The 26319-nt window shown below is 65.5% G+C and carries 22 protein-coding genes; 13 read left to right on the top strand and 9 right to left on the bottom strand.

The annotated features are described in order from the left end of the window. A partial coding sequence (locus tag JHC57_RS05620; RefSeq protein ID WP_294029022.1) for a TonB-dependent receptor occupies window positions 1-2033 on the top strand: 2033 nt, incomplete at its 5' end. A 61-nt stretch (window positions 2034-2094) separates the two neighbouring features. Here JHC57_RS05620 and JHC57_RS05615 read toward each other — a convergent pair. The 5 genes from JHC57_RS05615 to JHC57_RS05595 all read right to left on the bottom strand — a co-directional run bounded on the left by JHC57_RS05615 (window position 2095) and on the right by JHC57_RS05595 (window position 5725). Then, window positions 2095-2634 (bottom strand): hypothetical protein, encoded by a 540-nt coding sequence (locus JHC57_RS05615; protein ID WP_294029021.1) that lies wholly within the window; start codon window positions 2632-2634, stop codon window positions 2095-2097. A gap of 32 nt (window positions 2635-2666) precedes the next feature. Then, complete coding sequence (fabG, locus tag JHC57_RS05610; RefSeq protein ID WP_294029020.1) at window positions 2667-3407, bottom strand: 3-oxoacyl-[acyl-carrier-protein] reductase; 741 nt, start codon at window positions 3405-3407, stop codon at window positions 2667-2669. A gap of 18 nt (window positions 3408-3425) precedes the next feature. Further along, window positions 3426-3842: a GxxExxY protein gene (locus JHC57_RS05605; RefSeq protein ID WP_294029019.1), complete on the bottom strand. Its 417-nt coding sequence runs from the start codon at window positions 3840-3842 to the stop codon at window positions 3426-3428. Between the two features lie 70 nt (window positions 3843-3912). Beyond that, window positions 3913-4851 (bottom strand): ACP S-malonyltransferase, encoded by a 939-nt coding sequence (fabD, locus tag JHC57_RS05600; protein WP_294029018.1) that lies wholly within the window; start codon window positions 4849-4851, stop codon window positions 3913-3915. Between the two features lie 46 nt (window positions 4852-4897). Beyond that, entirely contained in the window at window positions 4898-5725 is an 828-nt protein-coding gene (locus tag JHC57_RS05595) for an LD-carboxypeptidase (RefSeq protein ID WP_294029017.1), read from the bottom strand. 55 nt (window positions 5726-5780) lie between these two features. On the opposite strand from JHC57_RS05595, the gene JHC57_RS05590 reads away from it, so the two are divergent. From JHC57_RS05590 to rplI, 4 genes are all read left to right on the top strand, one after another. Then, window positions 5781-7169 carry a Mur ligase family protein gene (locus tag JHC57_RS05590; protein ID WP_294029016.1) on the top strand — a complete coding sequence of 463 codons (1389 nt, stop codon included), beginning with the start codon at window positions 5781-5783 and terminating at the stop codon, window positions 7167-7169. Between the two features lie 158 nt (window positions 7170-7327). Beyond that, window positions 7328-7693, top strand: coding sequence for a 30S ribosomal protein S6 (rpsF, locus tag JHC57_RS05585; RefSeq protein ID WP_294029015.1), 366 nt, complete (start codon window positions 7328-7330; stop codon window positions 7691-7693). 11 nt (window positions 7694-7704) lie between these two features. Next, a complete protein-coding gene (gene rpsR / locus JHC57_RS05580) occupies window positions 7705-7929 on the top strand; it encodes a 30S ribosomal protein S18 (protein ID WP_037554562.1) in 225 nt (74 codons plus the stop codon). A gap of 13 nt (window positions 7930-7942) precedes the next feature. Continuing rightward, entirely contained in the window at window positions 7943-8569 is a 627-nt protein-coding gene (rplI, locus tag JHC57_RS05575; RefSeq protein WP_294029014.1) for a 50S ribosomal protein L9, read from the top strand. Between the two features lie 388 nt (window positions 8570-8957). Here the strand turns inward: rplI and trxB are convergent, their stop codons facing one another. Continuing rightward, window positions 8958-9923: a thioredoxin-disulfide reductase gene (gene trxB / locus JHC57_RS05570; protein ID WP_294029013.1), complete on the bottom strand. Its 966-nt coding sequence runs from the start codon at window positions 9921-9923 to the stop codon at window positions 8958-8960. A gap of 93 nt (window positions 9924-10016) precedes the next feature. Between trxB and JHC57_RS05565 the strand changes: the two genes are divergently transcribed. From JHC57_RS05565 to JHC57_RS05550, 4 genes are read left to right on the top strand one after another with little or no spacing between them, the layout of a single operon-like run. Next, window positions 10017-10640, top strand: a complete 624-nt coding sequence (locus JHC57_RS05565) for a class I SAM-dependent methyltransferase (RefSeq protein WP_294029012.1) — start codon at window positions 10017-10019, stop codon at window positions 10638-10640. Window positions 10641-10658: 18 nt separating this feature from the next. After that, on the top strand, window positions 10659-11987 hold the full coding sequence (locus JHC57_RS05560; RefSeq protein WP_294029011.1) for a caspase family protein: 1329 nt from the start codon (window positions 10659-10661) through the stop codon (window positions 11985-11987). Between the two features lie 53 nt (window positions 11988-12040). Then, window positions 12041-13099 carry a hypothetical protein gene (locus JHC57_RS05555; RefSeq protein ID WP_294029010.1) on the top strand — a complete coding sequence of 353 codons (1059 nt, stop codon included), beginning with the start codon at window positions 12041-12043 and terminating at the stop codon, window positions 13097-13099. After that, window positions 13087-13743 carry a Fe2+-dependent dioxygenase gene (locus JHC57_RS05550; RefSeq protein WP_294029009.1) on the top strand — a complete coding sequence of 219 codons (657 nt, stop codon included), beginning with the start codon at window positions 13087-13089 and terminating at the stop codon, window positions 13741-13743. Before JHC57_RS05555 ends, JHC57_RS05550 begins: the two co-directional genes overlap by 13 nt. A 15-nt stretch (window positions 13744-13758) precedes the next feature. Here JHC57_RS05550 and folE read toward each other — a convergent pair whose 3' ends face one another. Continuing rightward, entirely contained in the window at window positions 13759-14361 is a 603-nt protein-coding gene (gene folE, locus JHC57_RS05545) for a GTP cyclohydrolase I FolE (protein ID WP_294029008.1), read from the bottom strand. A gap of 438 nt (window positions 14362-14799) precedes the next feature. Between folE and JHC57_RS05540 the strand changes: the two genes are divergently transcribed. Beyond that, window positions 14800-17838, top strand: a complete 3039-nt coding sequence (locus JHC57_RS05540; protein ID WP_294029007.1) for a TonB-dependent receptor — start codon at window positions 14800-14802, stop codon at window positions 17836-17838. A 147-nt stretch (window positions 17839-17985) separates the two neighbouring features. Here the strand turns inward: JHC57_RS05540 and JHC57_RS05535 are convergent, their stop codons facing one another. Next, entirely contained in the window at window positions 17986-20559 is a 2574-nt protein-coding gene (locus JHC57_RS05535) for a TonB-dependent receptor (RefSeq protein WP_294029006.1), read from the bottom strand. A gap of 335 nt (window positions 20560-20894) precedes the next feature. Between JHC57_RS05535 and JHC57_RS05530 the strand changes: the two genes are divergently transcribed. Further along, window positions 20895-22616 carry a sulfatase-like hydrolase/transferase gene (locus tag JHC57_RS05530; RefSeq protein ID WP_294029005.1) on the top strand — a complete coding sequence of 574 codons (1722 nt, stop codon included), beginning with the start codon at window positions 20895-20897 and terminating at the stop codon, window positions 22614-22616. A gap of 45 nt (window positions 22617-22661) precedes the next feature. After that, window positions 22662-24179, top strand: a complete 1518-nt coding sequence (locus tag JHC57_RS05525; protein ID WP_294029004.1) for a lipopolysaccharide biosynthesis protein — start codon at window positions 22662-22664, stop codon at window positions 24177-24179. Here JHC57_RS05525 and JHC57_RS05520 read toward each other — a convergent pair. Next, window positions 24176-25111, bottom strand: a complete 936-nt coding sequence (locus JHC57_RS05520) for a hypothetical protein (RefSeq protein ID WP_294029003.1) — start codon at window positions 25109-25111, stop codon at window positions 24176-24178. The genes JHC57_RS05525 and JHC57_RS05520 overlap by 4 nt on opposite strands. Before the next feature lie 217 nt (window positions 25112-25328). Here JHC57_RS05520 and JHC57_RS05515 point away from each other — a divergent pair, with 217 nt between their 5' ends. Beyond that, on the top strand, window positions 25329-26213 hold the full coding sequence (locus JHC57_RS05515) for a GyrI-like domain-containing protein (RefSeq protein WP_294029002.1): 885 nt from the start codon (window positions 25329-25331) through the stop codon (window positions 26211-26213). Window positions 26214-26319: the final 106 nt, after the last annotated feature.

Genomic DNA, 26319 nt, shown 5'->3' with positions numbered 1-26319 from the left:
ATGTGCACGCCGGCGGACCGATCGTCGTCACCGCACCCTATGTCCGCAGCCTCGATATTCTGGGCAATGTATCGGTGCTCGAGGGCGACGAACTGGCGCGCGACATCCGCGGGCAGATCGGCGACACGCTGACCCGCCAGCCGGGCGTGTCGGCAACGAGCTTCTCGCCCGGCGCGTCGCGCCCCGTCCTGCGCGGCTTTTCGGGCGAACGCGTCAAGGTCCTGACCGACGGCATCGGATCGATCGACGCTTCCAACACGTCCGCGGATCACGCCGTCACGATCGACCCGCTGACCGTCGAGCGCGTCGAAATCCTGCGCGGCCCGGCAGTGCTGCTGTTCGGCAGCCAGGCGATCGGCGGCGCGGTCAACCTGTTCGACCGCCGGATTCCGCGCAAGGTTCCCGCCGACCACGTCCATATCGACGCGATCGGCGGCTACGCCACCGCTGCGAACGACCGCAATATCGGCAGCTCGATCGACGTCGCGCTGAGTCCGCAGATCGTCGCACACCTCGACGGGAGCTGGCGCAAGACCGGCGACACGCGCTCGGGCGGTTTTGTTTATGCCCCCGACATTCGCGGCGACCTGCTCCACCTTGCCGAACATGAGGTCGAGGAGGGACACCTCGACGAAGCGGCCGAACTCACCGCGCAGGCGGGCAAGCGCGGCAAGATCGACAATACGCAAAGCGAGACGTGGACGGCGGGCGGCGGGATTTCGCTGATCAACGACGGCGGCCAGCTCGGCATTTCGGTCGGCTATTTCGACACCAATTACGGCGTGCCCGACCGCCCGAACACAGCGCACGACCATGGCGGCGAGGAAGAAGAGGGCGGCCATGAGCATGGCGAGGGGCCCGTCACGATCGGCATGAAGCAATGGCGCGCCGACCTGCGCGGCGAGGTCGAGCTGGGCGACGGTTTCTTCGACAAGCTGCGCATCCGTGCAGGTTTTGCCGATTACAAGCATACTGAATTCGAGGGCGACGAGGTCGGTACGGTCTTCACCAACCAGGGCATCGAAGGCCGGATCGAGCTGGCGCAGAACGACCGCGGTGGCTGGCGCGGCGCGAGCGGCGTCCAGTACAACCACCGCGATTTCAACGCGATCGGCGCCGAAGCTTTCGTGCCGCGCAATCTGACCGACCAGTTCGCGCTGTTCACGCTGCAGGAATATACGGCGGGTCCGCTCGGACTCGAAGCCGCGGCCCGCTATGAGAAGACCAATGTGCGCGCGCAGACGCTGGGCTTCGAACGCAATTTCGACAGCTTCTCGGGCGCGCTCGGCGCGACCTATGATATCTTCGAAGGTGCGAAATTCGGCGTCTCGGTCTCGCGCGCGGTGCGTGCGCCGTCGGCCGAGGAGTTGCTGTCGAACGGGCCGCATATCGCGACGCAGAGCTTCGAGGTCGGCAACCCGAGCCTGAAGCGCGAATCCAACTGGGGCGCCGAAGCGTCGTTCAAGCTCAAGACCGACGGCTTCGACCTCAGCCTCACGGGCTATTCGAACTGGTTCGACAATTTCATCTATTCGGCCGCAACCGGTGCCGAAGAGGATGAGCTGCCCGTCTTCCAGTATTTCCAACGCGACGCGCGCGTCTATGGCTTCGAGGCCGAAGCGAGCGCGCGGCTGGCGCAGATCGGCGGGTTCAACATCGTCGGCGACGTGACCGCCGACATGACGCGCGCGAAGATCAAGAATGCCGGTCTTGACCGCAACGTGCCGCGCATCCCGCCGCTGCGCATCCTCGGCGGGCTCGAGGCACAGGGCGAGCGCGTCGATGCGCGCGTCGAGGTCGAATGGACCGACGACCAGACGCGTACCGCGCAGTTCGAGACGCCGACCGACGGCTTCACGCTCGTCAACGCATCGCTGAGCTGGCGTCCGCTGCCCGACACGAAAAATCTGACGCTGAGCCTGTCGGCGAACAATATCTTCGACGTCGAAGCGCGCCGCCACGCGAGCTTTACCAAGGATTATGTCCCGCTGGCGGGCCGCGATTTCCGCCTGACCGCGCGGGCGAGCTTCTGACCCCTCTCTCCGCTCGTCCCGAGGGCCGGGTCCGGTTCAGCCGGATCCGGCCCGTTCGCCATCAGGGCGCGAGCTGCTTGCGCTTGTTCCAGTAGATCGAGGCGGCGGCGGCATAGGCGCCGACCTTTTCCCAGACCGCGCCGTCAACCTTGTCGATATCGATCCCGGCATCGATATAGGCTTGGACGATCTTCACGATCTGCTCTTCGGTCATGTCGCCCGACAGGTCGGGATTCGCGCCCGTCGGTCCGAAGTCGAGTGCCTTCTCGACGACCTCCGGCGACAGATTGACCCTCGCCATGTCGGCCGCCAGCCATTCGCGCGAGATGCGCGCGAGGCTGTAGTCGAAATAGGTCCCTTTCTGCTCCGCCGCGATGCCGTGCGCCGCGACGCAGCCGTCGGTCACCGTCGCCAGTTTCCTGAACAGCGCCTCGCGCGACGCTTCGTCGCCCCCGCCCGCCATCGCCTCGCCGATCGAAGCCCGCGTATCGGCCGACACCGACCCGACGACGCAATCGAGCTTTTCGCCCTCCTGCGCCGCGGCCGCCCCGGGAAGCGCCGCAAGTGCCAGCGCCGCGCCCGCCATCAAGCTCTTCAACATCGACTCGTCCTTCGGTCCGCAAGGATCGCCCCTCAGGACAGCATGGCCATCCCGCCGTTCACATGCAACGTCTGGCCGGTGACATAAGCGGCTTCCCTCGACGCAAGATAGACGACCGCCGCCGCGATATCGCTGCCCTCGCCCATCCGGCCCGCCGGGATGCGCTGGTTGAGCGCTTCCTTCTGCGCGTCGGGCAGGTCGTCGGTCATCGCTGTGGCGATGAAGCCCGGCGCGACGCAGTTCACCGTGATGCCGCGGCTCGCCAGCTCCTGTGCGAGCGCCTTGGTCATGCCGGTGACGCCCGCCTTCGACGCGGCATAATTGGCCTGCCCCGGATTGCCCGTCGCCCCGACGACGCTGGTGATCGAGATGATGCGGCCGAAGCGCGCCTTCATCATCGGCTTCGCGGCCGCGCGCGCGAGGCGGAAATTGGCCTCGAGATTGATGCGGATGACGTCCGACCATTCGTCGTCCTTCATGCGCAGGATCAGATTGTCGCGCGTGACGCCGGCGTTGTTGACGAGGATATCGATCTGCCCGAGCGCCTCGACCGCCGACGGCACGAGCGCGTCGACCGCGGCGGCATCGCCGAGGTTGCACGGCAGCGCGACGTGATCGCCGCCGAGCGTGTCGCGGAAGGCGTTCAGCTTGTCGGCGTTGGAACCCGACACCGCGAGGCGGGCGCCCTGCGCAGCGAGCGCCTGCGCGATAGCCGAACCAATGCCGCCAGAGGCGCCGGTAACAAGGGCGGTCATGCCGGTGAGATCGAACATAGCTTATTCTCCTGATGATTACCGGTTCACGCGGAGACGCGGAGACGCGGAGGGTTTATGATCGTTGACGATGCGGCGGACGCCTTCCTTGAGCGTCGCGCCACCGAAATTGATTAGCAGTCCGACGGATTGGCCGGTCAGGCGAAGATAGGTCAACAGCTGTTTGCCATGTGCCGGGTTCAGCCGTTCGACCGATTTGATCTCCACCAGCAGACGGTTATCGACGAGCAAATCGATACGAAAGGCCGCGTCGAAGCGAGACCCTTCGAAATATATATCGATCGGCATTTGCCGATCGGCCCGATATCCGAGCGCAACCAGTTTTCCGGCAAGCACGGTCTCGTATACGCTTTCCAGTAAGCCCGGTCCCAAATCGCGGTGCAAGCGGAGGGACAAATCAAGCACATCGCCGCTTACGACATCTATGTCCCGCACAATCCCTCCGCGTCTCCGCGTCTCCGCGTGAACTTCTTCGTCGCTGCCCCTGCGCCCCTGCGTGTATTCTTTAGAGGGTTTTCAGCAGCGCTTCGATGTCGTCCATCGAGATGACGCTCACCGTCTCGACCTCGCCCGATGCGCTGCGCTTGACCATCGGCGAGAGGACCTTGCCGCCGAATTCGACGAACTGGGCAACGCCGATATCCTCCATCGACGCGACGCTTTCGCGCCAGCGGACGCGGCCGGTCACCTGCTGGACAAGGAGGTCGCGAATACTGTCGGCGTCGCTCACCGGACTGGCGGTGACGTTGGCGACGACGGGTATCAGCGGCGCAGCGGGCGGGTTCGCGCCGAGCGCTTCGGCCATCGCGTCGGCGGCCGGCTGCATCAGCGGGCAATGGAAGGGCGCCGACACGGGCAGCAATACGCCGCGCTTGATGCCATAGTCCTTGACCAGCGCGACCGCACGTTCGACCGCGCCCTTGTGGCCCGAGATCACGACCTGCGACGGATCATTGTCGTTGGCGACGGTGCAGACCTCGCCCTCGGCCGCGGCGTCCGCGAGCTTCTGCGCGGTGTCGATATCGGCGCCGAGCAGCGCGGCCATCGCGCCGACGCCGACGGGCACGGCCGCCTGCATCGCCTGCCCGCGCGTCTTCAAAAGCCGCGCGGTGGTCGCGAGATCGAAGGCGCCCGCAGCGCAGAGCGCGCTATATTCGCCGAGGCTGTGGCCCGCGACATAATCGGCCTTGGCGGCGAGCGTCACGCCGCCTTCCTTTTCGAGCACGCGCAGCGTCGCGATCGCGTTCGCCATGATCGCGGGCTGCGCGTTTTCGGTGAGGGTGAGCTGGTCTTCGGGGCCTTCGCTCATCAGCTGGAACAGTTTCTGGCCGAGCGCGTCGTCGACCTCCTGAAACACCTCGCGCGCGTGGCTCGATGCGTCGGCTAGCGCCTTGCCCATGCCGACCGACTGGCTGCCCTGACCCGGAAAGATGAATGCGCGCATATTGCGTCCCCTGGCGTAATTTCGGAATTGGGCCGCGCCTATTCCTTCACCCCGCGCGATGCAAGCCGAAGGGCACGACCTTGTTCGCCGCGTCGTGGCCGATGTCGGCCCGGCCGAGGAACGCGATGCCGGCGCGCGCGCACCAGTCCTGCGCGATTTGTTCGGCCTCCATGCCGAAGGGACGGTCGTTTTCCCTGACGTCGCTGACCCGCCCGAGCCGGATACCGGCGATCCCGCGCGGCGCAAGATAGCTTGCAACGTGAAAGAAGGCGCGGTCGAAGGCATAGAGATATTCGCTGACCTCCTCGACGAGCAGGACATGCCCCGAAAGGTCGGGTTCGAGCGGGGTGCCGAGCAGCATCGAGAGCGTCATCAGGTTGAACGCGGCATGGCGCGCGCCATGCTCCAGCCCCGCTTCGCACGCCGCGGGATCGCGCGCGACGAGCCAGTCGAGCGCGCGCAGCACCGCCGCATCGCCGCCGTCGCGGCGGATGTCGGCGACCATCGGGCCGTGCGCGACATGGTCGAAGCCGTCGCGATAGAGCGCGCCGAGCAGATTGCCCTGATCCGAATAGCCAAGAAACGCCTTGTGCCGCGCGGCGTCGGTCATCGCGGCGATCGCATCCTCGGCGATCCGGCACGCACCATAGCCGCCGCGCGCGAACCAGACCGCGTCGATATCGGGGCGGTTCGCCATTTCGACGAGCGCGGCGAAACGATGCCCGTCCTCGCCCGCGAAATGGCCGTGGACGGCGAAGCATTGCGGATCGAATTCGAGCTCGACGTCGGGATAGCCGAGGCTGGCGAGCGCACGCACCGCTTCGGCATCGTCCGGAAGGATCGGGGTGGAGGGAGCGACGATCCCGATGCGCAAATCCTGTCCCCTGCCCTGCCTTGCCAAATCTGAGCCAAGCCCATATCGCGCCGCGATGGCCGAAAACAAATCCTATTTCTTCTGCGGCATCGGCGGTTCGGGCATGTTGCCGCTCGCGATGATCGTCGCGGCACGCGGCGCCACGGTCTCGGGCTCCGACCGCAGCCGCGACCAGGGCCGGACGCCCGGGAAATTCGCGTGGCTCGAAGGACAGGACATCGCCTTTTTCCCGCAAGACGGCAGCGGTCCGCAGGCGGGGCAGATTCTCGTCGCTTCGGCCGCGATCGAGGATAGCGTGCCCGATATCGCCGCCGCCAACGCGCTCGGCCTGCCGCGGATGACGCGCGCCGACCTGAATGCGGCGCTGTTCAACGCGGCGGGCAAGGCGATCGGCGTCGGGGGGACGAGCGGCAAGTCGACCGTGACGGGGATGATCGGCTGGATCCTCGAAAGCGCGGGGAAGAAGCCCACGGTGATGAACGGCGCGGTGATGCGCAATTTTTCGGGCGACGACCGGCCCTTTGCCAGCGCGCTGGTGGGCGACGAGGCCTTTTATGTCAGCGAGGTCGACGAGAGCGACGGGTCGATCGCGCTCTATGCGCCCGACGTCGCGGTCGTGACCAACATCAGCCTCGATCACAAGAGCCTCGCCGAACTGCACGGCCTGTTCGGCGACTTCGCGGGCAAGGCGCGCGTCGCTGTGGTCAATGCCGACGATGCCGAGTCCGTCCCGCTCCTGTCGGGCGACAATGTGGTGACCTTCGGCTTCGACGATGCGGCGACGGTGCGCGGCAGCGATTTCGAGGCGCTTCCAGACGGCTGCCGCTTCGCTGTCCATGCCGATGGCACCGCCTATCGGGTCAAGCTTCGCATGCCCGGCCGTCACAACGCCGCCAACGCGCTCGCCGCGATCGCCGCAGCGCATGCGGCGGGCGCGACCGTCGCGCAGGCGGTCGAGGCGCTCGCCGATTTCGCGGGCCTCGCGCGGCGCTACGAGGTGCTGGGACAGGCGAACGGCGTCACCGTGATCGACGATTTCGCGCATAATCCCGACAAGGTCGCGGCGACGCTCGCCGCCGTCGCCGAACTGCCGGGCCGTGCCCTGCTCTTCTTCCAGCCGCACGGCTATGGCCCGCTCCGTCAGATGGGCAAGGAACTGGCGGCGAGTTTCGCGAAGGGAATGCGCGACGGCGACAAGCTCCATGTCTGCGACCCCGTCTATTTCGGCGGCACCGTCGACCGCAGCATCGGCAGCGAGGCGCTCGTCGCCGATATCGTCGCCGGCGGGGCCGATGCGGTGCATCTTGTGACCCGCGCGGCGTGCGGCGCGGCGATGCTCGACGCGGCGAAGGCGGGCGACCGCATCCTGATCCTCGGCGCGCGCGACGATACGCTCACCGAATTCGGGCGCGAATTGCTGGAAAAGCTCGCCCTCCACGCTTGATTTCCGCGCGCGAATCTGTATAGGCGCGCTCATTCGGGGCGAGGCCTTGTGCCGTTCGCCCCGTTTGCTTTGCACCAATATGCGAAGCTGGACGACAGCCGGAGGGGTTTCGCGATTGGCGCGAAATCAGCGATCGGCCAAATCGAAGGACGCAAACCATGCCGTTTTACGAGCATGTCTTTATCGCGCGTCAGGACCTGAGCCAGGCTCAGGTCGATGCGCTGGCGGAAACCGTCACCAACGTCATCGGCGAATTCAAGGGCACGGTCCACAAGACCGAGACCTGGGGCCTCAAGCAGCTCGCCTACAAGATCCAGAAGAACCGCAAGGGTCACTATGTGATGCTGTCGGCCGAAGTCACGGGCGAAGCGATCGCAGAGATCGAGCGTCAGGCTGCGATCAACGAAGATATCATCCGCTGGCTCACCATCAAGGTCGACGAACTCGAAAAGGGTCCGTCGGTGATGATGCGCAAGCAGGAACGCCGCGGCGGCCGTGGCCGTGACCGCGACGGCGAAGAATAAGGAACAGCACAATGGCACGACCCTTTTTCCGCCGCCGCAAGACCTGCCCCTTCAGCGCGAAGGACGCACCGGTCATCGATTACAAGGACGTCCGCCTGCTCCAGGGCTACCTGTCGGAGCGCGGCAAGATCGTCCCGTCGCGGATCACCGCGGTGTCCACCAAGAAGCAGCGCGAGCTGGCGAAGGCGATCAAGCGCTCGCGCCACATCGGCCTGCTCCCCTACATCGTGAAGTAAGGAGGGCGGACCGATGGAAATCATCCTGCTCGAACGTATCGAGAAACTGGGCGGTATCGGCGACGTCGTCACCGTCAAGAACGGCTTTGCCCGTAACTATCTGTTGCCGAACAACAAGGCGCTTCGTGCGAACGACGCGAACCGCAAGCTGTTCGAAGCCAACCGCTCGAAGATCGAGGCCGACAACGCCGAGCGTCGCACCGACGCCGAAGGCCGCGCCAAGGACATCGACGGCAAGCAGGTCGTCCTGATCCGTCAGGCGTCGAACACCGGCCAGCTTTACGGTTCGGTTTCGGTCCGCGACATCGTCGACGCGCTCGCCGAAGACGGCGTCGTCGGCGTGACCAAGTCGATGGTCGAACTCGAGCGTCCGATCAAGTCGCTCGGCCTCGTCGACGTCAAGGTCAAGCTGCACCCCGAAGTCGCCGTGACCGTCGGCGTCAACGTCGCGCGTTCGCCCGACGAAGCCGAAATGCAGAAGCAGGGCATCGACGTCATCGCCGCGATGTTCGAGGAAGAACAGGCCGAAGCCGTCGCTTCGGCGCTGGAACCCGACAGCGAGGACGAGTTCGAAGACGCGACGCCGCCTTCGGACCTGCCGGTCGAGGCTCCGGCTGCGGACGAAGCCGAAGAAGCTTAAGCGCTTCGCCTCTTTCGAGAGACAGAAAAGGCTCCGGAACCTCGGGTTCCGGAGCCTTTTTCCTTGCGGATCATGTGGCCGATGTCGGCTTCGGGGTGGGAAGCGGACGGCAAGCCACCGCGCTTCGTCATCCCGGGCTTGACCCGGGATCCCGCTTCTTATGGCGGAAGAGCAGGTTTCGATTTCAAGCGGGACCCCGGATCAAGTCCGGGGTGACGAGGGTAAAGGTGACAACAACCGATCAAGAACCAACCCCATCAATGTTTCGCGCAGAGGACGCTGAGCACACAGAGAATAGGCGTAAAACTCTCTGCGGTCTCAGCGTCCTCTGCGCGAATCTTCTTGACGGGCCGACGGCAACTACCGGTCGTAACCGGCTACCGCCTGCTCAGGCGGTCGCCATCGCGTGATATTCGGCCTCGGCGAGGAAGCGTTCGGCGTCGAGCGCGGCCATGCAGCCCATGCCCGCCGCGGTCACCGCCTGGCGATAGATCTTGTCGGTCACGTCGCCCGCGGCGAACACGCCGGGGATCGCGGTCAGCGAGGTGCCCGGCGTGATCTGCAGATAGCCATCATCGTCGAGCGGCAGCTTGCCCCTGAACAGCCCGGTCGCGGGGCTGTGACCGATCGCGACGAAGCCGCCGTCGGTCGGCTCGTGGCTCGCCTCGCCCGTCACGGTGTCGATCAGGTCGACGCCGACGAGGCCGGTCAGCCCCTCGCCCGCGACGAAACGCTCGACGCGCTTGTTCCACAGCACCTTGATCTTCGGATTGACCATCAGCCGGTCCTGCAGGATCTTTTCGGCGCGCAGGCTGTCGCGGCGGTGGATGAGCGTGACATCGTCGCTGTGGTTGGTGAGATACAGCGCCTCCTCGACCGCGGTGTTGCCGCCGCCGATCACGACGACCTTCTTGCCGCGATAGAAGAAACCGTCGCAGGTCGCACACGCCGAAACGCCCTTCCCGCCCAGTTCCTGTTCGCCCGGGACGCCGAGCCATTTGGCCTGCGCGCCCGTCGCGATGACGAGCGTTTCGGCCATGTAGACGTCGCCGCCGTCGCCGGTCAGCCTGAACGGGCGGCGCGACAGGTCGACGTCGACGATCGTGTCCCAGATCATGCTGGTGCCGACGTGCATCGCCTGTGCGGTCATCTGTTCCATCAGCCAGGGGCCCTGCACGACCTCGGCGAAGCCCGGATAATTTTCGACGTCGGTGGTGATCGTCAACTGGCCGCCGGGCTGCAGCCCCTGCACGACGATCGGCATCATGCCGGCGCGTGCGGCGTAGATGGCGGCAGACAGGCCCGCCGGGCCGGAACCGAGGATGAGCATCTTGGTATGATGAACGCTGGGCATGACGATCTTTCGTTGGCTGTGCGGGCAGGCACAGATGGGTGTTGCCAACTGCGCTAGCAAGGGTCACCTTCCGCGCCAAGGGGAGACAGGCGAATGGCGAGCTGGTGGGAACGTCACGGGGTGCCGCGGCTGATCAAATGCGCCTGTTCGCAGGGGCAGATCATGAAACTGCGCAGCAAGGTCGTGCCGCATGCGCGCGGCGATGTCCTCGAGCTCGGCTGCGGCGGGGGGATCAACATGGAATTTTACCGTCCGGGGCAGATCGAGAGCTTCAGCGGGCTCGATCCGTCGCCCGAACTGCTGACGATGAGCCGCGCGGCGGCAGCGGCGCGCGGGATCGACGCCGATATCCGCGGCGGGATCGGCGAGGCGATGCCGTTCGGGAGCGCATCGTTCGACACGGTGGTCACGACCTTCACCCTCTGTTCGGTGGACGAGCAGGCGGCGGTGCTCGCCGAAATCCGCCGCGTGCTGAAGCCCGGCGGAACCGCGCTGTTTCTGGAGCATGGCGCCGCGCCCGATGCCGGCGTCGCGAAATGGCAGCGGCGGATCGAGCCGGTCTGGAAGCGGATCGGCGGCAATTGCCACCTCACACGCCCGATCGGCGATGCCTATGAAAGCGCGGGCTTCGCCGTCGACCGGCAGGCCGCCGCCTACATCCCGAAGACCCCGCGCCCGTTCGGCTGGTACGAATATGGAACCGCGCGTCCCGCCTGACGAAGAGAGGATATCGAGATGATACGACTCTGGCTTGTCGCCCTCACCACCATCCTCTTCTTCGCGCCGTCGATAGCCGAAGCGCGCAAGGTCGCACTCGTCATCGGCAACGGCGACTATGCGAACACGACCCGCCTGGTGAACCCCGGCAACGACATCAGGATCATCGCGGCGTCGGCGAAGGCGGCGGGGTTCGACGACGTCACCGTCGCCGCCGATCTGGCGGTCAACGATTTCCAGAAGGCGATGCGCGATTTCCGCGCGAAGGCCGACGGCGCCGAGGTTGCGATGGTCTATTATGCCGGGCACGGGATCGAGGCGCAGGGCAAGAACTGGCTGATCCCGACCGACGCCCAGCTGAAATCCGACCTCGACCTGCCGTATGAGGCGATCAACCTCGACCGGATGATGGAGGCGGTGTCGGGCGCGCAGATTCGCATGGTCGTGCTCGATTCGTGCCGCAACAATCCGTTCGGGCGATCGTGGCGGTCGGGGACACGCGCGGTCGAAAACGGCCTCGCGGGGGTCGAAGCCGACGATGTACTCGTCATCTTCGCCGCCGCACCCGGGCAGACGGCCGCTGACGGAACGAGCGGCAATTCGCCCTTCGCGACCTCGCTCGCCAAACGCCTGCCGCAGCCCGACACGCCGGTACAACTGCTCGGCGGGTTGATCCGCGACGATGTGCTGAAGGCGACGGGCGGCAGCCAGCGGCCCTTCGTCAGCGCGAGCATCACGGGGACGCCGGTCTACCTCGTCCCGCGAGCCGCGCCGGCGGCCGCTGCGGGCGACCGCAGCGCGATCGAGGATATCCTGTGGAAGGGCGCCGTCGCCGAAAACAGCGTTCGCGCGTTCAGCGCCTATCTGGCCGAATTTCCCTCCGGCAAGTTTGCGAGCGAGGCGAGCGACAATATCGGCCGGTTGCTGAAGAGGCCCGCAAGGCCGACCGCGGCCGTCGCGACGGCCGCCAAGATCCCCACGCCGGTTCCGGCGGCTTCGCCCGCGCGCAGGTTCGTGCTGTCGAACGTTCGCGTCGAATGCGTCAAGCTGACCGGGCGGCTGGGGCTCGGCCTGCCCGACCAGTTGTTCCTGCGTTTCAACACCGGCCAGCGTTTTCCCGAAGGGAAGAGCGAAATCCATTCGATCAGGAAGGGCGAAAGCTGGGTCGTGCCGGAAAGCTTCGAGTTCGATCAGCCGGTGAGTTTCCAGCTCCGCGAGTTCGACGATATCGGCGGGAGCGACAATATCGGGACGATCGATATCGGCGATGCGCCGGGGACGTTCACGAAGATGCTCGATGGCGATGCCAGCGATTACCGGGTGAGCTATACGCTGACCATAAGCTGAGGGCGCCTCTTCCGTCTGGCCAACCCGCCGCACCTTTCCTATGGCGGCAGGCGATGGCCGACGATCCTTTCCAGCGCCGCTTCGCCGCCGATGCGAGCCTGTTGCCCCATATGGCCGACCTGTCGAACGACCGGGTCCTGATCGCGCTGCTGGGCGAGGCCGATTATCGCGCCGCAAGCTTTCTCGACCAGCGGCTGCTCACCGACCGCATCGGACGCGAGTGGATGGGGTGGGATGCCCTGCCCGCCCCTGGGCCCGGGGCGCCGCGGCCCGATTTCATCTTCCACATCGGCCATGTCGGATCGACGCTGGTATCGCGCCTGCTTGCCGAGGTGAGCGGCGCACTGCCGCTGCGCGAGCCGATGCTGCTGCGCACGCTGGCGCAGGTCGCCGAGCGGATCGACCGGCCGGAGTCGGTCTGGTCGCCCGACCTGTACCGCACGCGCCTTGCGCAGACGCTCGGCTGGCTCGGCCGCGGCTTCGCGCCAGGCCAGCGCGCAACGGTCAAGGCATCGAGCGTGATCACCGCGATCGCGGGCGACCTGACGGGCGCGGATGGCCGCGCGCTCTTTCTCCATGTTCCGTTGCCCCGCTATCTCGAAACGATCCTCGCGGGCGAGGCGTCGATGGCCGAAACGCAGGCGCAGGCGCCCGCACGCATCGCGCGGCTCGCAGCGATGCTTCCCGATTTTCCGCATGCATTGTGGCAGTTGCCTCCCGTCACGCGCGTCGCGATGAGCTGGCTTTGCGAGATGGCGGCGGCACAGCAGACGCTGCCACCGCGCGATCCGCGCCATCTGTGGATCGATTTCGAGGCGATGCTGGCCGACCCGGCGCGCGCGCTCGCGGCGCAGGCCGCGCATTTCGGATTGCCGGCCGATGGTGCGCGGATCGACGCCGCGCTCGCCGGACCGATCATGCGCCAATATTCGAAGGCGCCCGAACATGGCTACAGCCCCGGCCTGCGCCGCGAGTTGCAGGCCGGGGCGGCGGCGAAGCATGCGCCCGCCATCGCCGACGCGATCGCATGGGTTGAAGCGCTGGCCGCACGCTATACAAGCCTTGGCGACCTGCCGATCCACGGCGACCGGGAAATGCGATGTTCAAGCTAGTCCAGTTGCTCGACGACGATGCGGTGCGCGCGCTGCGCGAGATTGCCGCCGGCGGCAAGTTCGTCGACGGCAAGATCAGCAATCCGCATTCGAAAGTGAAGAACAACCTCCAGCTTCACGATGCGGGGGCCTATGAGCGATCGTCGAAAATCCTGCTCGACGCGATGGTCCAGAACCCCGAATTCATGGAATTCTCGTTCCCCGCGCGCATCGCGCCGCCGCTGCTGACGCGCTACACGCCGGGCATGCATTACGGGCTGCACCCCGACGCGGCCTATATCCCGCTGCCCGACGGCCAGCTGCGCACCGACGTCAGTTGCACGGTCTTCCTGAACGACCCGGCCGATTATGACGGCGGCGCACTGCATGTGCAGCTCGGGAACGCCGATCTGCGCTTCAAGGAGGCGCCGGGGGTCGCGGTCGTCTATCCCTCGCACACGCTGCACGAGGTCGAGCCGGTGACGCGCGGCGAGCGGCTGGTCGCGATCACCTTCATCCAGAGTCTGATCCCCGACGTCCAGCAGCGGGGCCTGATGTACGAACTCAACGAGGTCGCGGCGATCGAGGGCGGCAAGATGGAGCCCGCGAATTTCACGCGGCTGCAGGCGGTCCAGTATCAGCTGCTCAGGATGTGGCGGCGCTAGGCGCCCGCCGTCCCGTCAATACCCCATCAGCGCGAGCACTTCCTTGCGGCTGCGTTCGTCGTCGAGGAAGCAGCCGAGCAGGCGGCTCGTCACCATGCCGACGCCGGGGGTGCGCACGCCGCGCCCGGTCATGCAGCCGTGCTGCGCGTCGATCACCACCGCGACGCCATGCGGGTGGAGATTGTCCCAGATGCATTTCGCGACTTCGGCCGTGAGACGCTCCTGCACCTGCAGCCGCCGCGAATAGCCGTTGAGCACGCGCGCGAGCTTCGAAATGCCGACGACGCGGTCGCGCGGCAGATAGGCGATCGACGCCTTGCCGGTGATCGGCGCCATATGATGTTCGCAGTGCGACTGGAACGGGATGTCGCGCAGCAGGACGATCTCGTCATAGCCGCCGACCTCCTGAAAGGTGCGCGACAGATGGACCGACGGATCCTCGCCATAGCCCTGGCAATATTCCTTCCACGCGCGCGCGACGCGGCGCGGCGTGTCGAGCAGGCCTTCGCGCGTCGGATCGTCCCCCGCCCACTCGATCAGCGTGCGCACGGCGTCGGCGACATGGTCGGGCACGATCACCTTGCCGTCGGGGCCCAATTCGGTCTTGCTGTCGCTCATCGCCGCGCTTTCACTGTTGCCATCATGTCGCACATTTCGACGTCCCGGAGCCGATAAGCAAGGCCCGGACAAGAAGAATTTATGCGAGCCATGCAAGTTTACGTTGCGGAATCTTGGCTTTTTACCTGTTCGGAGAGGCGCGGTTTCGCGTCCTTTTTCGGGCCGAACAAGTGACTTGACGCTTTCGTCAACTCGGCGCACCTTCGCCTTGCATTACAGAACCCGCCCAAGCGGGTCGTGATCCGGAGAGACCGAGCGTTTTCCCCGACGCCGGTGGGAGAGGACGATGACCAGCACAGCTGGCAAGTGGGACACAGATGGGTGCTCGGCCATGGCGGCCCGGCGCCCTTTGCCATGTCTGGTCGTTTCCCCTCCCCTTACCACAAATTGAATTTGGGCGGCCCCGCACTGCGCGGGATCGAAAAAGGGAGGCTGTAGATGAAGTTCAAGGCACTGATCGGAACGTCGATCCTTGCAATGTCGGTGGCGACACCGGCCTTTGCGCAGGACGCGGCGGATGAGGTGGAACGCGATGCTTTCGGCGGCGAAATCGTCGTCACGGCGCAACGCCAGTCGGAACGTCTGCAGGACGTGCCGATCGCGGTCAGCGCCTTCTCGACCGAGGCGCTCGAAGCGCAGCAGATCAAGACGCCGTCCGATCTTCAGCTGACCCTGCCCAACGTCACTTTCACCAAGACCAACTTCACCGGCGCCAGCTTCACGATCCGCGGCATCGGCGACCTTTGCGTCGGCACGACCTGCGACAGCGCGACCGCGATCCACCTGAACGGCGACCCGCTGTTTTCGACCCGTCTGTTCGAAACCGAATTCTTCGATCTCGAGCGCGTCGAAGTGCTGCGCGGGCCGCAGGGCACGCTGTTCGGCCGCAACGCGACCTCGGGCGTGGTCAATGTGATCACCGCCAAACCGAAACTCGGAACGTTCGAAGCCGCCGCCGAAGCCGAATATGGAAATTATGATTCCATGAAGGGCAAGGCGATGGTCAACATCCCGCTGGGAGATACGGCGGGCATCCGCGTCGCGGGCATCTATCTCAACCGCGACGGCTATACGAAGAACGAGTTCCTCGACACGCGCATCGACGATCGCGACCTCTATTCGGTCCGCGGCTCGTTCCGCTGGGAGCCGACGCCCGACACGACGATCGACCTGCTCGCATCCTATTTCCGCGAGAAGGACAAGCGCACGCGCATCCAGAAACAGCTTTGCCAGCGCGATCCGACCGGCATCCTCGGCTGTCTGAACAGCCGCCTCGACAATTCGCCTTTCAACGGCAATGCGACCTTTACGGCGGCGCTGACGTCGAAGGAATTCCTGGCGATCCGCGGCATTCCCAACGGCACGGTGACGCCGACGAACCCCGCTGGTCTCGATTTTTCGCTGGGCAGCCTGTACGGACCCGACGTCTATGCCAACACGACCATCCCGAACGACTCGCGGACCGTCAACACAGCCTATACGCCGAGCTATTTCACGAGCGAACTGACAATACAGGGGCAGATCGAGCATAATTTCGGCCCGGTCTCGCTGCAGGTCTCGGGCCAGTATCAGAAGGTCAAGCTCGACGCGTCGCAGGACTACAACAGCAATGTCGGCGACCGTTCGCTCTATGCGACCGGCCTCGCAACCCTCGCGGCGGCAGCGAACGGAGACTTCGGCCCCGGACTGGCCGCCTATTTCGGACCCGTCGCCGACGCGATCATTCCCAACGGGGCAACCGGCCAGCTCTGCACGTCACTGGCCGAGGAAACCGGCTACGGCAGCTTCGGCGGGAACAAGATCTGCAGCGATCAATCGCTGCAATTCGACCGGTCGAACCAGTATAACAGCAGCTGGTCGGTCGAGAGCATCCTGTCGAGCGATCTCGACGGTCCGTTCAACTTCCTCGTCGGCGGCATCTATGCCGATTATCATCTGACCGAGAACAGCTATTATGTGAACGCCTTCCCGATCGACTATCTCGCCGGGGTGCTGGGCGCTTTCTCGTCCGCGAACAACCCGCCGGCATCGGGCGGGCCCCTCCCGCCGTCGTTCCTCGCCACGCCGTTCTTCCGCAACAACACCGACGACCTGAAGATCAAGTCCTACGGCCTGTTCGGCGAGGCCTATTTCGAATTCAACGACCGCCTGAAACTGACCGCGGGCCTGCGTTACAACAACGACAAGAAGACGGTGATCGCACGGTCGACGCTGGCGGCCTTCCTCGCTCCGCATGGCGGCGACGGAACGGTTTTCGATTCGCCGTTCGTCGGGACCTTCGATGCCGATCCCGGCACGCCGGGCAATCAGCTGTTCCAGGAACGCACGGTCAAGTTCAACAAGCTGACCGGCCGCGCGGTGCTCGACTTCAAGATCACCGACGACAATCTGCTCTATGCGTCCTATTCGCGCGGCTATAAATCGGGCGGCATCAACCCGCCGCTGCAGCCGATCTTCGAAGTGCCCGAAAGCTTCCGTCCCGAACAGGTCGATGCGTTCGAGATCGGTTCGAAGAACACCTTCGGCGGCGGCGCGCTGCAGCTCAACCTCACGGCCTTCTATTACAAGTACAAGGATCTGCAGCTCAGCAAGATCGTCGCCCGCACCGCGGTCAACGATAACGTCGACGCCGACATCTATGGCTTCGAGGCCGAAGGTATCGTCCGCCCCGATCCGAATCTCGTGATCAACCTTGGCTTCAGCTACCTGCACAGCAAGGTGACGAGCGACACGATGACGAGCAATCCGCGCGATTTCGGCGGCGGTCGCGAGGATGCGGTGATCATCAAGGACATCACCAACGCCGCGAACTGCGCCGTCGCATCGACGTCGGGCAACGTTGCCGGTGTGAACAGCTTCGTCAACGGCGTTCAGACGCTGATCAACGCCGGCATCGTCCCCGGCGTTCAGGGCGGCGCCGGACTGCGTCCGACGACCGCATTTCCGGCGGACGGTGGCATCGCTTCGACGGGCGCCTACAGCATATGTGCGGTCATGGAGGCGGCTGCCGCCGGCGCATTCGCCAACCTGCCGGCGCCGGTCGCCGGCCTGTCCGTCAATCCGGCGGCGCTTGGCGGCGTGCAGTATTTCTCCGCCGGCGTTCCGGTCAACATCAAGGGCAACCAGCTGCCGCAGGCGCCGAACTACAAATTCAGCGCGGGCGTGCAATATACGGCGCGGCTGGGCGACGGCGGCATGAGCCTCGTCCCGCGCGTCGACGTCGCCTATACGGGTGAAAGCTATGGCAGCATCTTCAACGGCAATGTGAACCGCATCAAGGGCTATGCCCAGGTCAATGCCCAGCTGCAGCTGAACGGGCCCGACGACAAATGGTATGTGAAGGGGTTCATCCAGAACGTCTTCGACGCCAACAGCGTGACGGGCCTGTACATCACCGACCAGTCGTCGGGTAACTACACCAATATCTTCACCCTCGAACCGCGTCGCTATGGCATCGCGGCGGGCGTGAGGTTCTAGGACCGCCGGCGGCAACGCCGACAGGAAGCCCCGGCCTCTCCCGCGAGAGGCCGGGGTTTTTCTTTTGGCCGGCGCGGACGGAAAAAGGGCCGGACCATCATGCGATGGCCCGGCCCTTTTCGTCGATCCGGCGGATCAGCGCGCGGGTCAGAATTTGGCGCGCAGCTTCACTCCGTAGAGCCGCGGCGGCGCCGGATAGACCGCGAAGCTCGCGCTCTGCTCGGGGATCGGGAACGCGGTGATGTTGTAATATTTGTTGAAGAGGTTCTCGACGTAGAATTCGACCGCGTAATTCTGGTCGGGGCCGAAGTTGAGACCCGCGCGCGCGTTGACGATCGAATAGCCGTCGTTCGCCGTGAACGGCACCGCGACCGGATCGTTGATCGTGTTCGCGTCGCTGTTCATGCGCCAGTCGACATGCACGAGGCCGCCGACATTGCTGCTGATCTGCGGGGTCCAGGTGACGGCGCCCGTGACGACATGCTTCGGCGAATTGGTGAGCGGCAGGCCATTGTCGTCGCCCGCCGCGACGTCCTTCACTTCGGTGTCGATGTAGGAATAGCCGAGCGTGAAGTTGAGGTTCGGCGCCGGACGAATGACCGATTCCAGCTCGACGCCCTTTGCGACGACCTTGTCGAAATTCTGGACGACGAAGTTGTTCCCCATGAAGGCGAGGTTCTGATAGCCCTTCAGCTCGGTATAGAAGGCGTTCGCGTTGAACTGGAACGCCGAGCTGAGGTCGGTCTTCACGCCGACTTCGAAGGAATCGACATCCTCGTTGCCGAATTCGAGGTCCGACGCCTGCGCGCCGTTGCCGCCGAGGAAGGCGGTGTCGAACGAGCCGCGGTCGAGGTTGTAGCCGCCCGACTTGTAGCCGCGATCATAGCCGCCATAGACCATGACCCGGTCGTCGAGCTTGATCGACAGCTTGGCCGTACCCGTCAGCTTGCTCTCGCTGCGCTTGTCGCGATAGATGCCGTTGAATTCGGGGTTCACCACGGGGTTGCAGACGAGGTTGAAGATCGCGTTTCCGAGACCCGACGGCAGCCCCTGCAGCGCCTGGCGATAGAGGCCGTAACGGTCGCTCTGCAGCGTCGCGCAGCCCGGCAGGTTCGATTGCAGGTCGGCGTTCAGCTTCTTCGATTCATGATTGTAGCGCAAACCGAGGGTCAGCGAGACATTGTCGTTGAAGTCGATGATGTTGTGCGTGAACAGCGCGAAGGCTTCGGTGTTGACGCGGTAGCTGTCGCCGATCTGGCCCTGTCCGGCCTGCGGTGCGGGCAGCGGCGTCAGGAAGGTGTCGAGCACGCCCGCCTGCGCGGCGGCGGCGGCGAGCTGCGGGTTCGACGCCAGCAGCACCTGACCGACCAGCGGCGAATTGGGGATCGACTGGAAGATCTGGAAACCCGTGGGGCCCGGCACCGCCGAATCGGTCAGCGCGTTGATGAAGGCGTCGACATATTGCGCGCCCTGCGTGCCGAAGCGCGTGCGTTCGGTATATTTCAGCTTCTCGTTCAAATAGAAGCCGCCGATCAGCCAGTCGACATGATCGTCGAAGGCCGTCCCCTTGAGGCGGATTTCCTGCGTGAAGTCGCGCATGCCGATCGGCATGTTCTCACGATAGGCGCGGTCGATTCCCGAGAAGTCGACGTCCATGCCGCGCGTCGCCTTCCAGTCGCGCCATGCGGTGATCGAGGTCAGTTCGACGCCGCCCAGATCCCAGTCGAGCTGGCCCGACACGCCCCATTCGCGCATCTTTTCGGTGAGGTCGCGATCGGGCGAATAGGCGACTTCGCGATCCTTGGGATTATAGGGGCTCACGATGCCGGTCAGGCCGTTGGCGGCCGCCAGCCCCTGAATGACCGCGCTCGCGGCGAAAGCCGGCGTGCCCGGCTGCGCGAAGCCCGAATTGGTGTTGAGCGCGCCGCAGCACTGCTCGTCGGTCTTGGCATAGTCGGCGATCAGGCGGAACGAGACGTCGTCCTTCTCGAACAGCGCCTGGCCGCGAACCGACCAGCGATCGAGGTTGTTGAAGCGGCGGTCGCTGTTCACGTCCTTGATATAGCCGTCGCGCTTGTGATAGCCGCCGTCGAGCCGCAGCGCGAAGGTTTCGGACACCGGTCCGGTCACGCCGGCCTTCAGCTCGATCTCGTCCAGATTGCCGTAGCTCGCCTCGGCATAGCCGCCGAAATTGAAGCTCGGCTTCTGCGTGACGATGTTGAGCGCGCCCGCCGAGGTGTTGCGGCCGAACAGCGTGCCCTGCGGCCCGCGCAGCACCTCGACGCGATCGATCGGCGGCAGGTCGGCAAGCGCGAGGCCCGCACGCGCGCGGAAGACGCCGTCGACGAAGACGCCGACCGACGGTTCGAAGCCCGGGTTGTCGCCCGCGGTGCCGATGCCGCGGATGCGCAGCACGACGCCGGTCGCCGACGACTGGCCGGTCGTCGCCTGGAAGCTCGGCGCGATCTGGCGCAGGCCGCGAATGTCGCTGATGCCCGAATTTTCGAGCTGTTCGCCGCCGACCACATTGACCGCGATCGGAATATCCTGCGAACGCTGCGCGCGGCCCGTCGCGGTCACGATGATGTCGTTGCCGTAATCGGTATCGTCGACGGCGGTCGCCGCATCGTCGGCCGGGGCGGCGTCCTGGGCGAAGGCGATGGCGGGGGTGGTTGCGGCGCACAACATGGTGGCGCCCAACAAGACGTTGCGCAAGGTCATGGTCAGTCTCTCTCTCCAAAACCCACCGAAGCGCAGCCAAAGGCTTATCGGGAGATGCCCGGTGGTAAGCGCCCGGTCTAGCGCACCGCCCGGCGGCGTCAACGCGGGCCCGCGCAAAATGCCCGATTTTCCGTAAATTCGTGACTAAATAGCAACAGTTTACGTTACGGCAGCCGTTTCCCGGATGGCAAGATTGTGTCAAACGAAGCGCTCGGCCCGGCGACGCCACCCGGCGGGTTTGCCAAAAGTTCAGAATGGCGCATTATCGGCGACCGGCACATCGGCCTCGTCGTCATCGCTGGCCGGTCCCGTTCCCCCATGACGAAGGATGCTCGATGCGGGCACAGATTTTGCCGAGCCCCAGAACGCTGACCAAGACAATCCTGCTCGCCATCGGCCTCGCCTTCGAGCTTCCCGACGTCGCCGCACGCGTCGCCATGCTGGGGCTGTCGCCCCCGCTTCTGCTCTATGCGGGCCTCTATTGCGGGCTGGTCGCCTGTCTCTGGAGCGCCGCCTTCATTCGCGTTCCGGTGTTGCGCTGGGGCTGGGCCCTGCTCTTCGCGCTGGCCGCGGTTCTCATCGGCAGCTTTCAGGGCGCGACCGCCGATGCGATGAGTTATGACGCGTTTGTCACGATGATCCATTCGGCGGGTTTCGCCGACGACGCCTTCGCACAATATGCCGCCGCGCTCGGCTGGTCCTCGGCCAGTGCCCTCTTCCTCCTTCCCGGCCTCGGACTCGAACCCGGCGCGCGGACACGCTTGCCCGGCATCATCGCCATCGCCGCGCCGCTTGCCGGTCTCGCGGCGCTGTCCGCCCTGCTCTTCCTGCGCGGCGGCGAAGGCGGCCGCGGCCTGCCGAACGGCTGGGTCGGGATGGCCTATTCGTCGCTCGTCGCCTTCGAAGCCGCAACGCAGCCGCCGATGACGCGCTTGCCGGTCCGGATCGCGCACGACCGGGAAGGACAGCCGCGGGATATCGTGTTGATCATCGACGAGAGCATCGCGGGCCGGTATCTCGACATCAACGATCCCGCGGGTGTCCGCTCGGGCCTCGCATCGCCGCCGCCCGGCATCACCGTCGCCAATTTCGGCATCGCCGCGGCGATCACCCATTGCAGCTTCGGAAGCAACCTCACGCTCCGCCATGGCGGGACGCGCGACGCCTATCAGCGGATCAACGCGACAATGCCGTCGATCTTCGACTATGCGAAGCGCGCCGGTTTCGCGACCATCCATATCGACGCGCAAAGAACCGGCGGCGCGCTGCAGAACGGCATGGACGATACCGAGCGGCGCCAGATCGACCGCTTCATCCAGTTCGACGACATCCCGGTCATCGACCGCGACATGGCGGCCGCCGATGCGCTGATCGCGGCGCTCGGCAACGGGCGGCGCGAATTCATCCTGGTCAACAAGATGGGGGCGCATTTTCCGGTTGCCGACAAATATCCGGACAGCGCGCAGATTTTCGGCCCCGCGCTGCCGCGGGGAGAGGCAGCCGCCGCGACCGACGCGAAGATTCCCGACAAGCTGTACAGCGGAGCGGGAAGCTGGCGGCTCTATCGCAACAGCTATCGCAACAGCGTCGCGTGGACGGTGGGCGGTTTCTTCGACCGCCTGTTCGATCGCGCCCGGCTGAACGGCGCGTTGATCATCTATACGGCCGATCATGGGCAGAATCTGCACGAACGTGGCGATTCGGGGACGACCACGCATTGCAGCCCGGCGCCCATCGCCGAGGAAGGCGCCGTTCCGCTGGCGATCATCGGCGGGTCGCCGCACTGGGATGCCGCCGCGCAGCGCCATTTCGACGCATCGAGCCACTACCGGATTTTCCCCACCCTGCTGAACGCGATGGGCTATGATCCGGCCGCGGTCCGCCGCCAATATGGCGAAGCGCTCGATTCCCCCGCGGCCGATCCGGGAACGTTCAACCGCCTCTTCAACGCACGGCTCGGGCGCAAGCCGCTGTGGGTCAGGGTCGAGCGCGCCGCGCTGGCACGGCCCCCGGCGAGCGATTATTCGGGAGCCGACGCCGGAAAGACGCGGCGATGAAGCGGCGCAATGTTTTCCCAACCAATAGTTGCTAGACCGGACCGCATGTCAGGTCGCGCACCGCCCCCCGAAACGACGCTTGCCCCCCCCGGGCCCGCGCTCGCGCCCGATTTCGGCCAGCAGGTACGCCGCGCCGTCATCTGGCGTTCGGCCTCGCAGATCGCGGGGCAGATCATCGCCTGGGCCTCGACCTTCCTCGTCATCCGCATATTGACGCCGGAGGACTATGGCCTGTTCGCGCTGACGCAGGTGATGCTGATGCTCTTCACCCTGCTCAACGGCTATGGCCTCGCCAGCGCGGCGATCCAGCGCACCGAAATCGGTCGGCACGAGCTAAGGCAGATTTTCGGACTGCTGCTGCTGCTCAACGGCGCGCTCGCGCTCGCGCAGATCCTGTGCGCGCCGCTGGCCGCCGCCTATTACCGCCAGCCGATGGTCGCCGACCTGCTCCGCGTACAGTCGCTGATCTATCTCACCATCCCCTTTTCGGCGCTCGCCTATGCGCAGCTCGCGCGGACGATGGAATTCCATCGTCAGGCGCAGGTCAATCTGGTCTCGGCGCTGATCGGCGCGGGCGTCGCGCTCGGCGGCGCGCTGGCGGGCTGGGGTGTATGGGCGCTGGTCTGGGCGCCGATCGCGATGTTCGCGGCGCGCGCGATCGGTCTGACGATCGCCGCGCGCAGCTGGCTGTGGCCGAGCTTCGATTTCCGCGGCGCGGGCGCCATCGCGCGCTACGGCGGATTGATCGCGGTCGGCCAGTTCTTCGGTTTCGTCCAGAGCCAGGCGGACATATTGGTCGCCGGCCGCTGGTTCGAGGCGCATCTGGTCGGCATCTATACGACCGCGCTGCTCCTGACGCAGATCTTCAACAACAAGATCGTGCCGCCGCTCAACGAGGTCGCCTTCGCCGCCTATGCGCGGATGCAGGACGACCGGCCCGCGCTCGCCGCCGGCTTCACCCGCTCGACGCGCGCGATCATGGTCGCGGCCATGCCCTTCTTCTTCGGCCTTGCCGCGGTGGCCGAGCCGCTCGTGCTCACCCTGCTCGGCGAAAAATGGCGCGAGATCGTGCCGCTGCTGCTGCCGCTGGCGCTCGCCATGCCCTTCTGGACGCTGTTCACGCTGCTCCGCCCCGCGACCGACGCGCTCGGCCAGCCGGGAATCGCGTCGGGCAATGCCGCGGCGGGCGCGCTGCTGATGCCGGTGATATTCCTGATCGGGGCCCGCTGGGGCATCGCCGGCATCGCGTGGGCGTGGCTGGTCGCCTATCCCTTGCTGCTCGCCTTTTCAGCCGCCCGGTCGCTGCCCGTCATCGGGATTCGCGCGATCGACCTGGTCCGTGCAGTCGCGCCGCCCGTCCTCGCAGCCGCGATCATGGGCGGGGCCGTGACGCTGGCCGATCGCATGTTGCCCGCGATGCCCGAGCCGGTGCGGCTCGCACTGCTCGTCGCGACCGGGGGCCTCGTCTATTGCCTCTGGCTGGTGGCGTTCGCGCGCGCGACGATGCGCGACCTGATCGCGCTGGTGCGCGGGCGCCGCGCCCCGGTTGAACCCGACGCCTAGGCCGTCCGGCCGAGCGCGGCGACGGCGGCGCGCGTCGCGTCGATATAGGCGCGGCCGCTGTAACGATAGCTGCCGATGAAGTGCACGAAGCGCGCGTCCGCGGGGACCCCCTTGTCCCAGAAATTGAGATAATGGTCGTAGGGCAGCAGCAAGGGATCGGGTTCGTTCGCGATGACGATGTTCGACGTCACCTGTTCGCTGCCCCACCGCGCCCAGCGCTCCGCGCCGAGCAGCCGATCGGCCTCGCGCGAAAAGGCCTCGGCAAGCGCGCGGCCGTCGCCGCCGCGGGCGAAGCCCGCAAAGCCCGAACAGCCGCGCACATAGAGCGGATTTTCGCGCATCGGCAGCGAAACGCGGTCGAGACCGCATTCGATCGCGCCCTGCACATGCGCATCCGGATTGAAAAGGAAAGCTTCGTCGTCGGTCCTGCCCGCCATTTCGGCAAAGGACAGGAGCTCGGAATCGGGATCGCCGCGCAGAGTGAAGCTGCGGTTCTCCGCAATCGCTGCCGCGATTTCGGACACATCGCCCAGCGTCACCGTGTCCGAATCGAGCTGGATCACATAGTCGTTCGCGCGCAGGTCGAGGATGGTCAGCAGCCGCTCCCAGGTGCCGCCACGCGGACAGGGTCCGGTATCGACATCGGCAATCGGGACGATCGGTGGCTGTCCGAGCTGTGCCGCAAGAATGGCGCGGTCGGCATCGGTCAGCGTTCCGTCGTCGAGGATGACGATGCGTCCCTTGCCCAACCGGGCATGGAGCGATTTGACGGCGACCAGATAGGGCAACAGCACGCGGGTGCCGATCATGGAAAACAGGACGACCCCGTCGTCGGCCGGAATCACCGCTGGCGTGTCCAGCACGGCGCGGGCCGTCGCGCGGTGTGCGCGCTCCTTCCACAACAGGTTGAGTTTGTTGACGATCCTGTTCATCGCGCGGCCGTAACACGCGCGCGAAATCAATGGTAGAGGCGAAAATCCCAGCATTTGCGCCCTTTCAGGACGCCTATGGACGCGAACGTCCGCGAGTCCGATCGAACGTTCCCCCTGCCGGTTCCAGAAGCGCGGCCGCCGATATCCAATGCGCAAGATCGGTCGAGCGGACTTGACCAACGGCAAGTATCTGACACCTGCCACGCAGGAGTGAATGATGAGGACGGCGCATCAGAATTATCAGGCCCGGATGCAGCGGGTGCTCGACCATATCGACCGGCATCTCGATGACGATCTGGACCTGGAAGCGGTAAGCCGGGTCGCAGCCCTCTCGAAATTCCATTTCCACCGACAGTTCATGGCGACCTTCGGGCTGTCCGTGCATCGCTATATCCAGCTGGCCCGTATGAAGCGGGCTTCGCACCGACTGGCCTCGAAAGAGGAGCAGAGCATTACGGAGATCGCGATGGATGCCGGTTACGACGCGCCCGACGCCTTCGCCCGCGCCTTCCGGCAGCGGTTCGGACAATCGCCGTCGTCGTTCCGGAAATCGCCCGACTGGGCACCGTGGCTTGCGGCCTTTGGGCTTCACAACAATGCGAGGAGCAAGCTCATGCAGATAAATTATGAATATGACGATGTGGCGATCCGCGATGTGCCGTCGACGCCGGTGGCGATCCTCGAACATCGCGGCGACCGCGCCATGCTTCCGGCCACGATCGAGCGGTTCATCGCGTGGCGCAAGGCTGCGGGCCTCTCGCCCGCGACGAGCCCGACATTCAATATCTTCCGGTCCGAAAGGACACCGGCGAACCCGGCCGATTACAGCATGGACCTTTGCGTCGGAACCGACCGCGGGATCGGGCCGGATGACGACGTCATGAAGGCCGGCATGATCCCCGGCGGACGCTGCGCGGTCCTGCGCGTCGTCCATGACACCCACAATCTGGAGCCTGCCGCGCTCTTCCTCTACGGAGACTGGCTGCCCGCGAGCGGCGAGGAAGCGCGCGACTTCCCGATCTATTGCCGCCGGCACCTCGATTTCTTCCCGGACGCGGCCGTGCAGGATGTCGTCGTCGAACTGTTTCTGCCGCTGAAGTAGCGGGAAAGGATCGACGCCGCCGGAATCGACCTCGCGAGTTTTTCGCCGGCGGACTCCATCGATAGATAGCTCCCTAACTTTGGACGTGCATCCCGTTGAAAACTTG

Source organism: Sphingopyxis sp., from assembly GCF_016463645.1.
In the GTDB taxonomy this organism is placed as follows: domain Bacteria; phylum Pseudomonadota; class Alphaproteobacteria; order Sphingomonadales; family Sphingomonadaceae; genus Sphingopyxis.
The sequence above is the reverse complement of the archived record's forward strand: the minus strand, read 5'-3'. Positions and strand labels throughout refer to the sequence as shown.

Bases quoted from the DNA above. Each gene is read 5' to 3' on its own strand.
- JHC57_RS05615 (WP_294029021.1), bottom strand. From the start codon at position 2,634: ATGTTGAAGAGCTTGATGGCGGGCGCGGCGCTGGCACTTGCGGCGCTT.
- fabG (WP_294029020.1), bottom strand. From the start codon at position 3,407: ATGTTCGATCTCACCGGCATGACCGCCCTTGTTACCGGCGCCTCTGGC.
- fabD (WP_294029018.1), bottom strand. From the start codon at position 4,851: ATGCGCGCATTCATCTTTCCGGGTCAGGGCAGCCAGTCGGTCGGCATG.
- JHC57_RS05590 (WP_294029016.1), top strand. From the start codon at position 5,781: ATGGCCGAAAACAAATCCTATTTCTTCTGCGGCATCGGCGGTTCGGGC.
- rpsF (WP_294029015.1), top strand. From the start codon at position 7,328: ATGCCGTTTTACGAGCATGTCTTTATCGCGCGTCAGGACCTGAGCCAG.
- rpsR (WP_037554562.1), top strand. From the start codon at position 7,705: ATGGCACGACCCTTTTTCCGCCGCCGCAAGACCTGCCCCTTCAGCGCG.
- rplI (WP_294029014.1), top strand. From the start codon at position 7,943: ATGGAAATCATCCTGCTCGAACGTATCGAGAAACTGGGCGGTATCGGC.
- trxB (WP_294029013.1), bottom strand. From the start codon at position 9,923: ATGCCCAGCGTTCATCATACCAAGATGCTCATCCTCGGTTCCGGCCCG.
- JHC57_RS05565 (WP_294029012.1), top strand. From the start codon at position 10,017: ATGGCGAGCTGGTGGGAACGTCACGGGGTGCCGCGGCTGATCAAATGC.
- JHC57_RS05560 (WP_294029011.1), top strand. From the start codon at position 10,659: ATGATACGACTCTGGCTTGTCGCCCTCACCACCATCCTCTTCTTCGCG.
- JHC57_RS05555 (WP_294029010.1), top strand. From the start codon at position 12,041: ATGGCCGACGATCCTTTCCAGCGCCGCTTCGCCGCCGATGCGAGCCTG.
- JHC57_RS05550 (WP_294029009.1), top strand. From the start codon at position 13,087: ATGTTCAAGCTAGTCCAGTTGCTCGACGACGATGCGGTGCGCGCGCTG.
- folE (WP_294029008.1), bottom strand. From the start codon at position 14,361: ATGAGCGACAGCAAGACCGAATTGGGCCCCGACGGCAAGGTGATCGTG.
- JHC57_RS05540 (WP_294029007.1), top strand. From the start codon at position 14,800: ATGAAGTTCAAGGCACTGATCGGAACGTCGATCCTTGCAATGTCGGTG.
- JHC57_RS05535 (WP_294029006.1), bottom strand. From the start codon at position 20,559: ATGACCTTGCGCAACGTCTTGTTGGGCGCCACCATGTTGTGCGCCGCA.
- JHC57_RS05530 (WP_294029005.1), top strand. From the start codon at position 20,895: ATGCGGGCACAGATTTTGCCGAGCCCCAGAACGCTGACCAAGACAATC.
- JHC57_RS05525 (WP_294029004.1), top strand. From the start codon at position 22,662: ATGTCAGGTCGCGCACCGCCCCCCGAAACGACGCTTGCCCCCCCCGGG.
- JHC57_RS05520 (WP_294029003.1), bottom strand. From the start codon at position 25,111: ATGAACAGGATCGTCAACAAACTCAACCTGTTGTGGAAGGAGCGCGCA.
- JHC57_RS05515 (WP_294029002.1), top strand. From the start codon at position 25,329: ATGAGGACGGCGCATCAGAATTATCAGGCCCGGATGCAGCGGGTGCTC.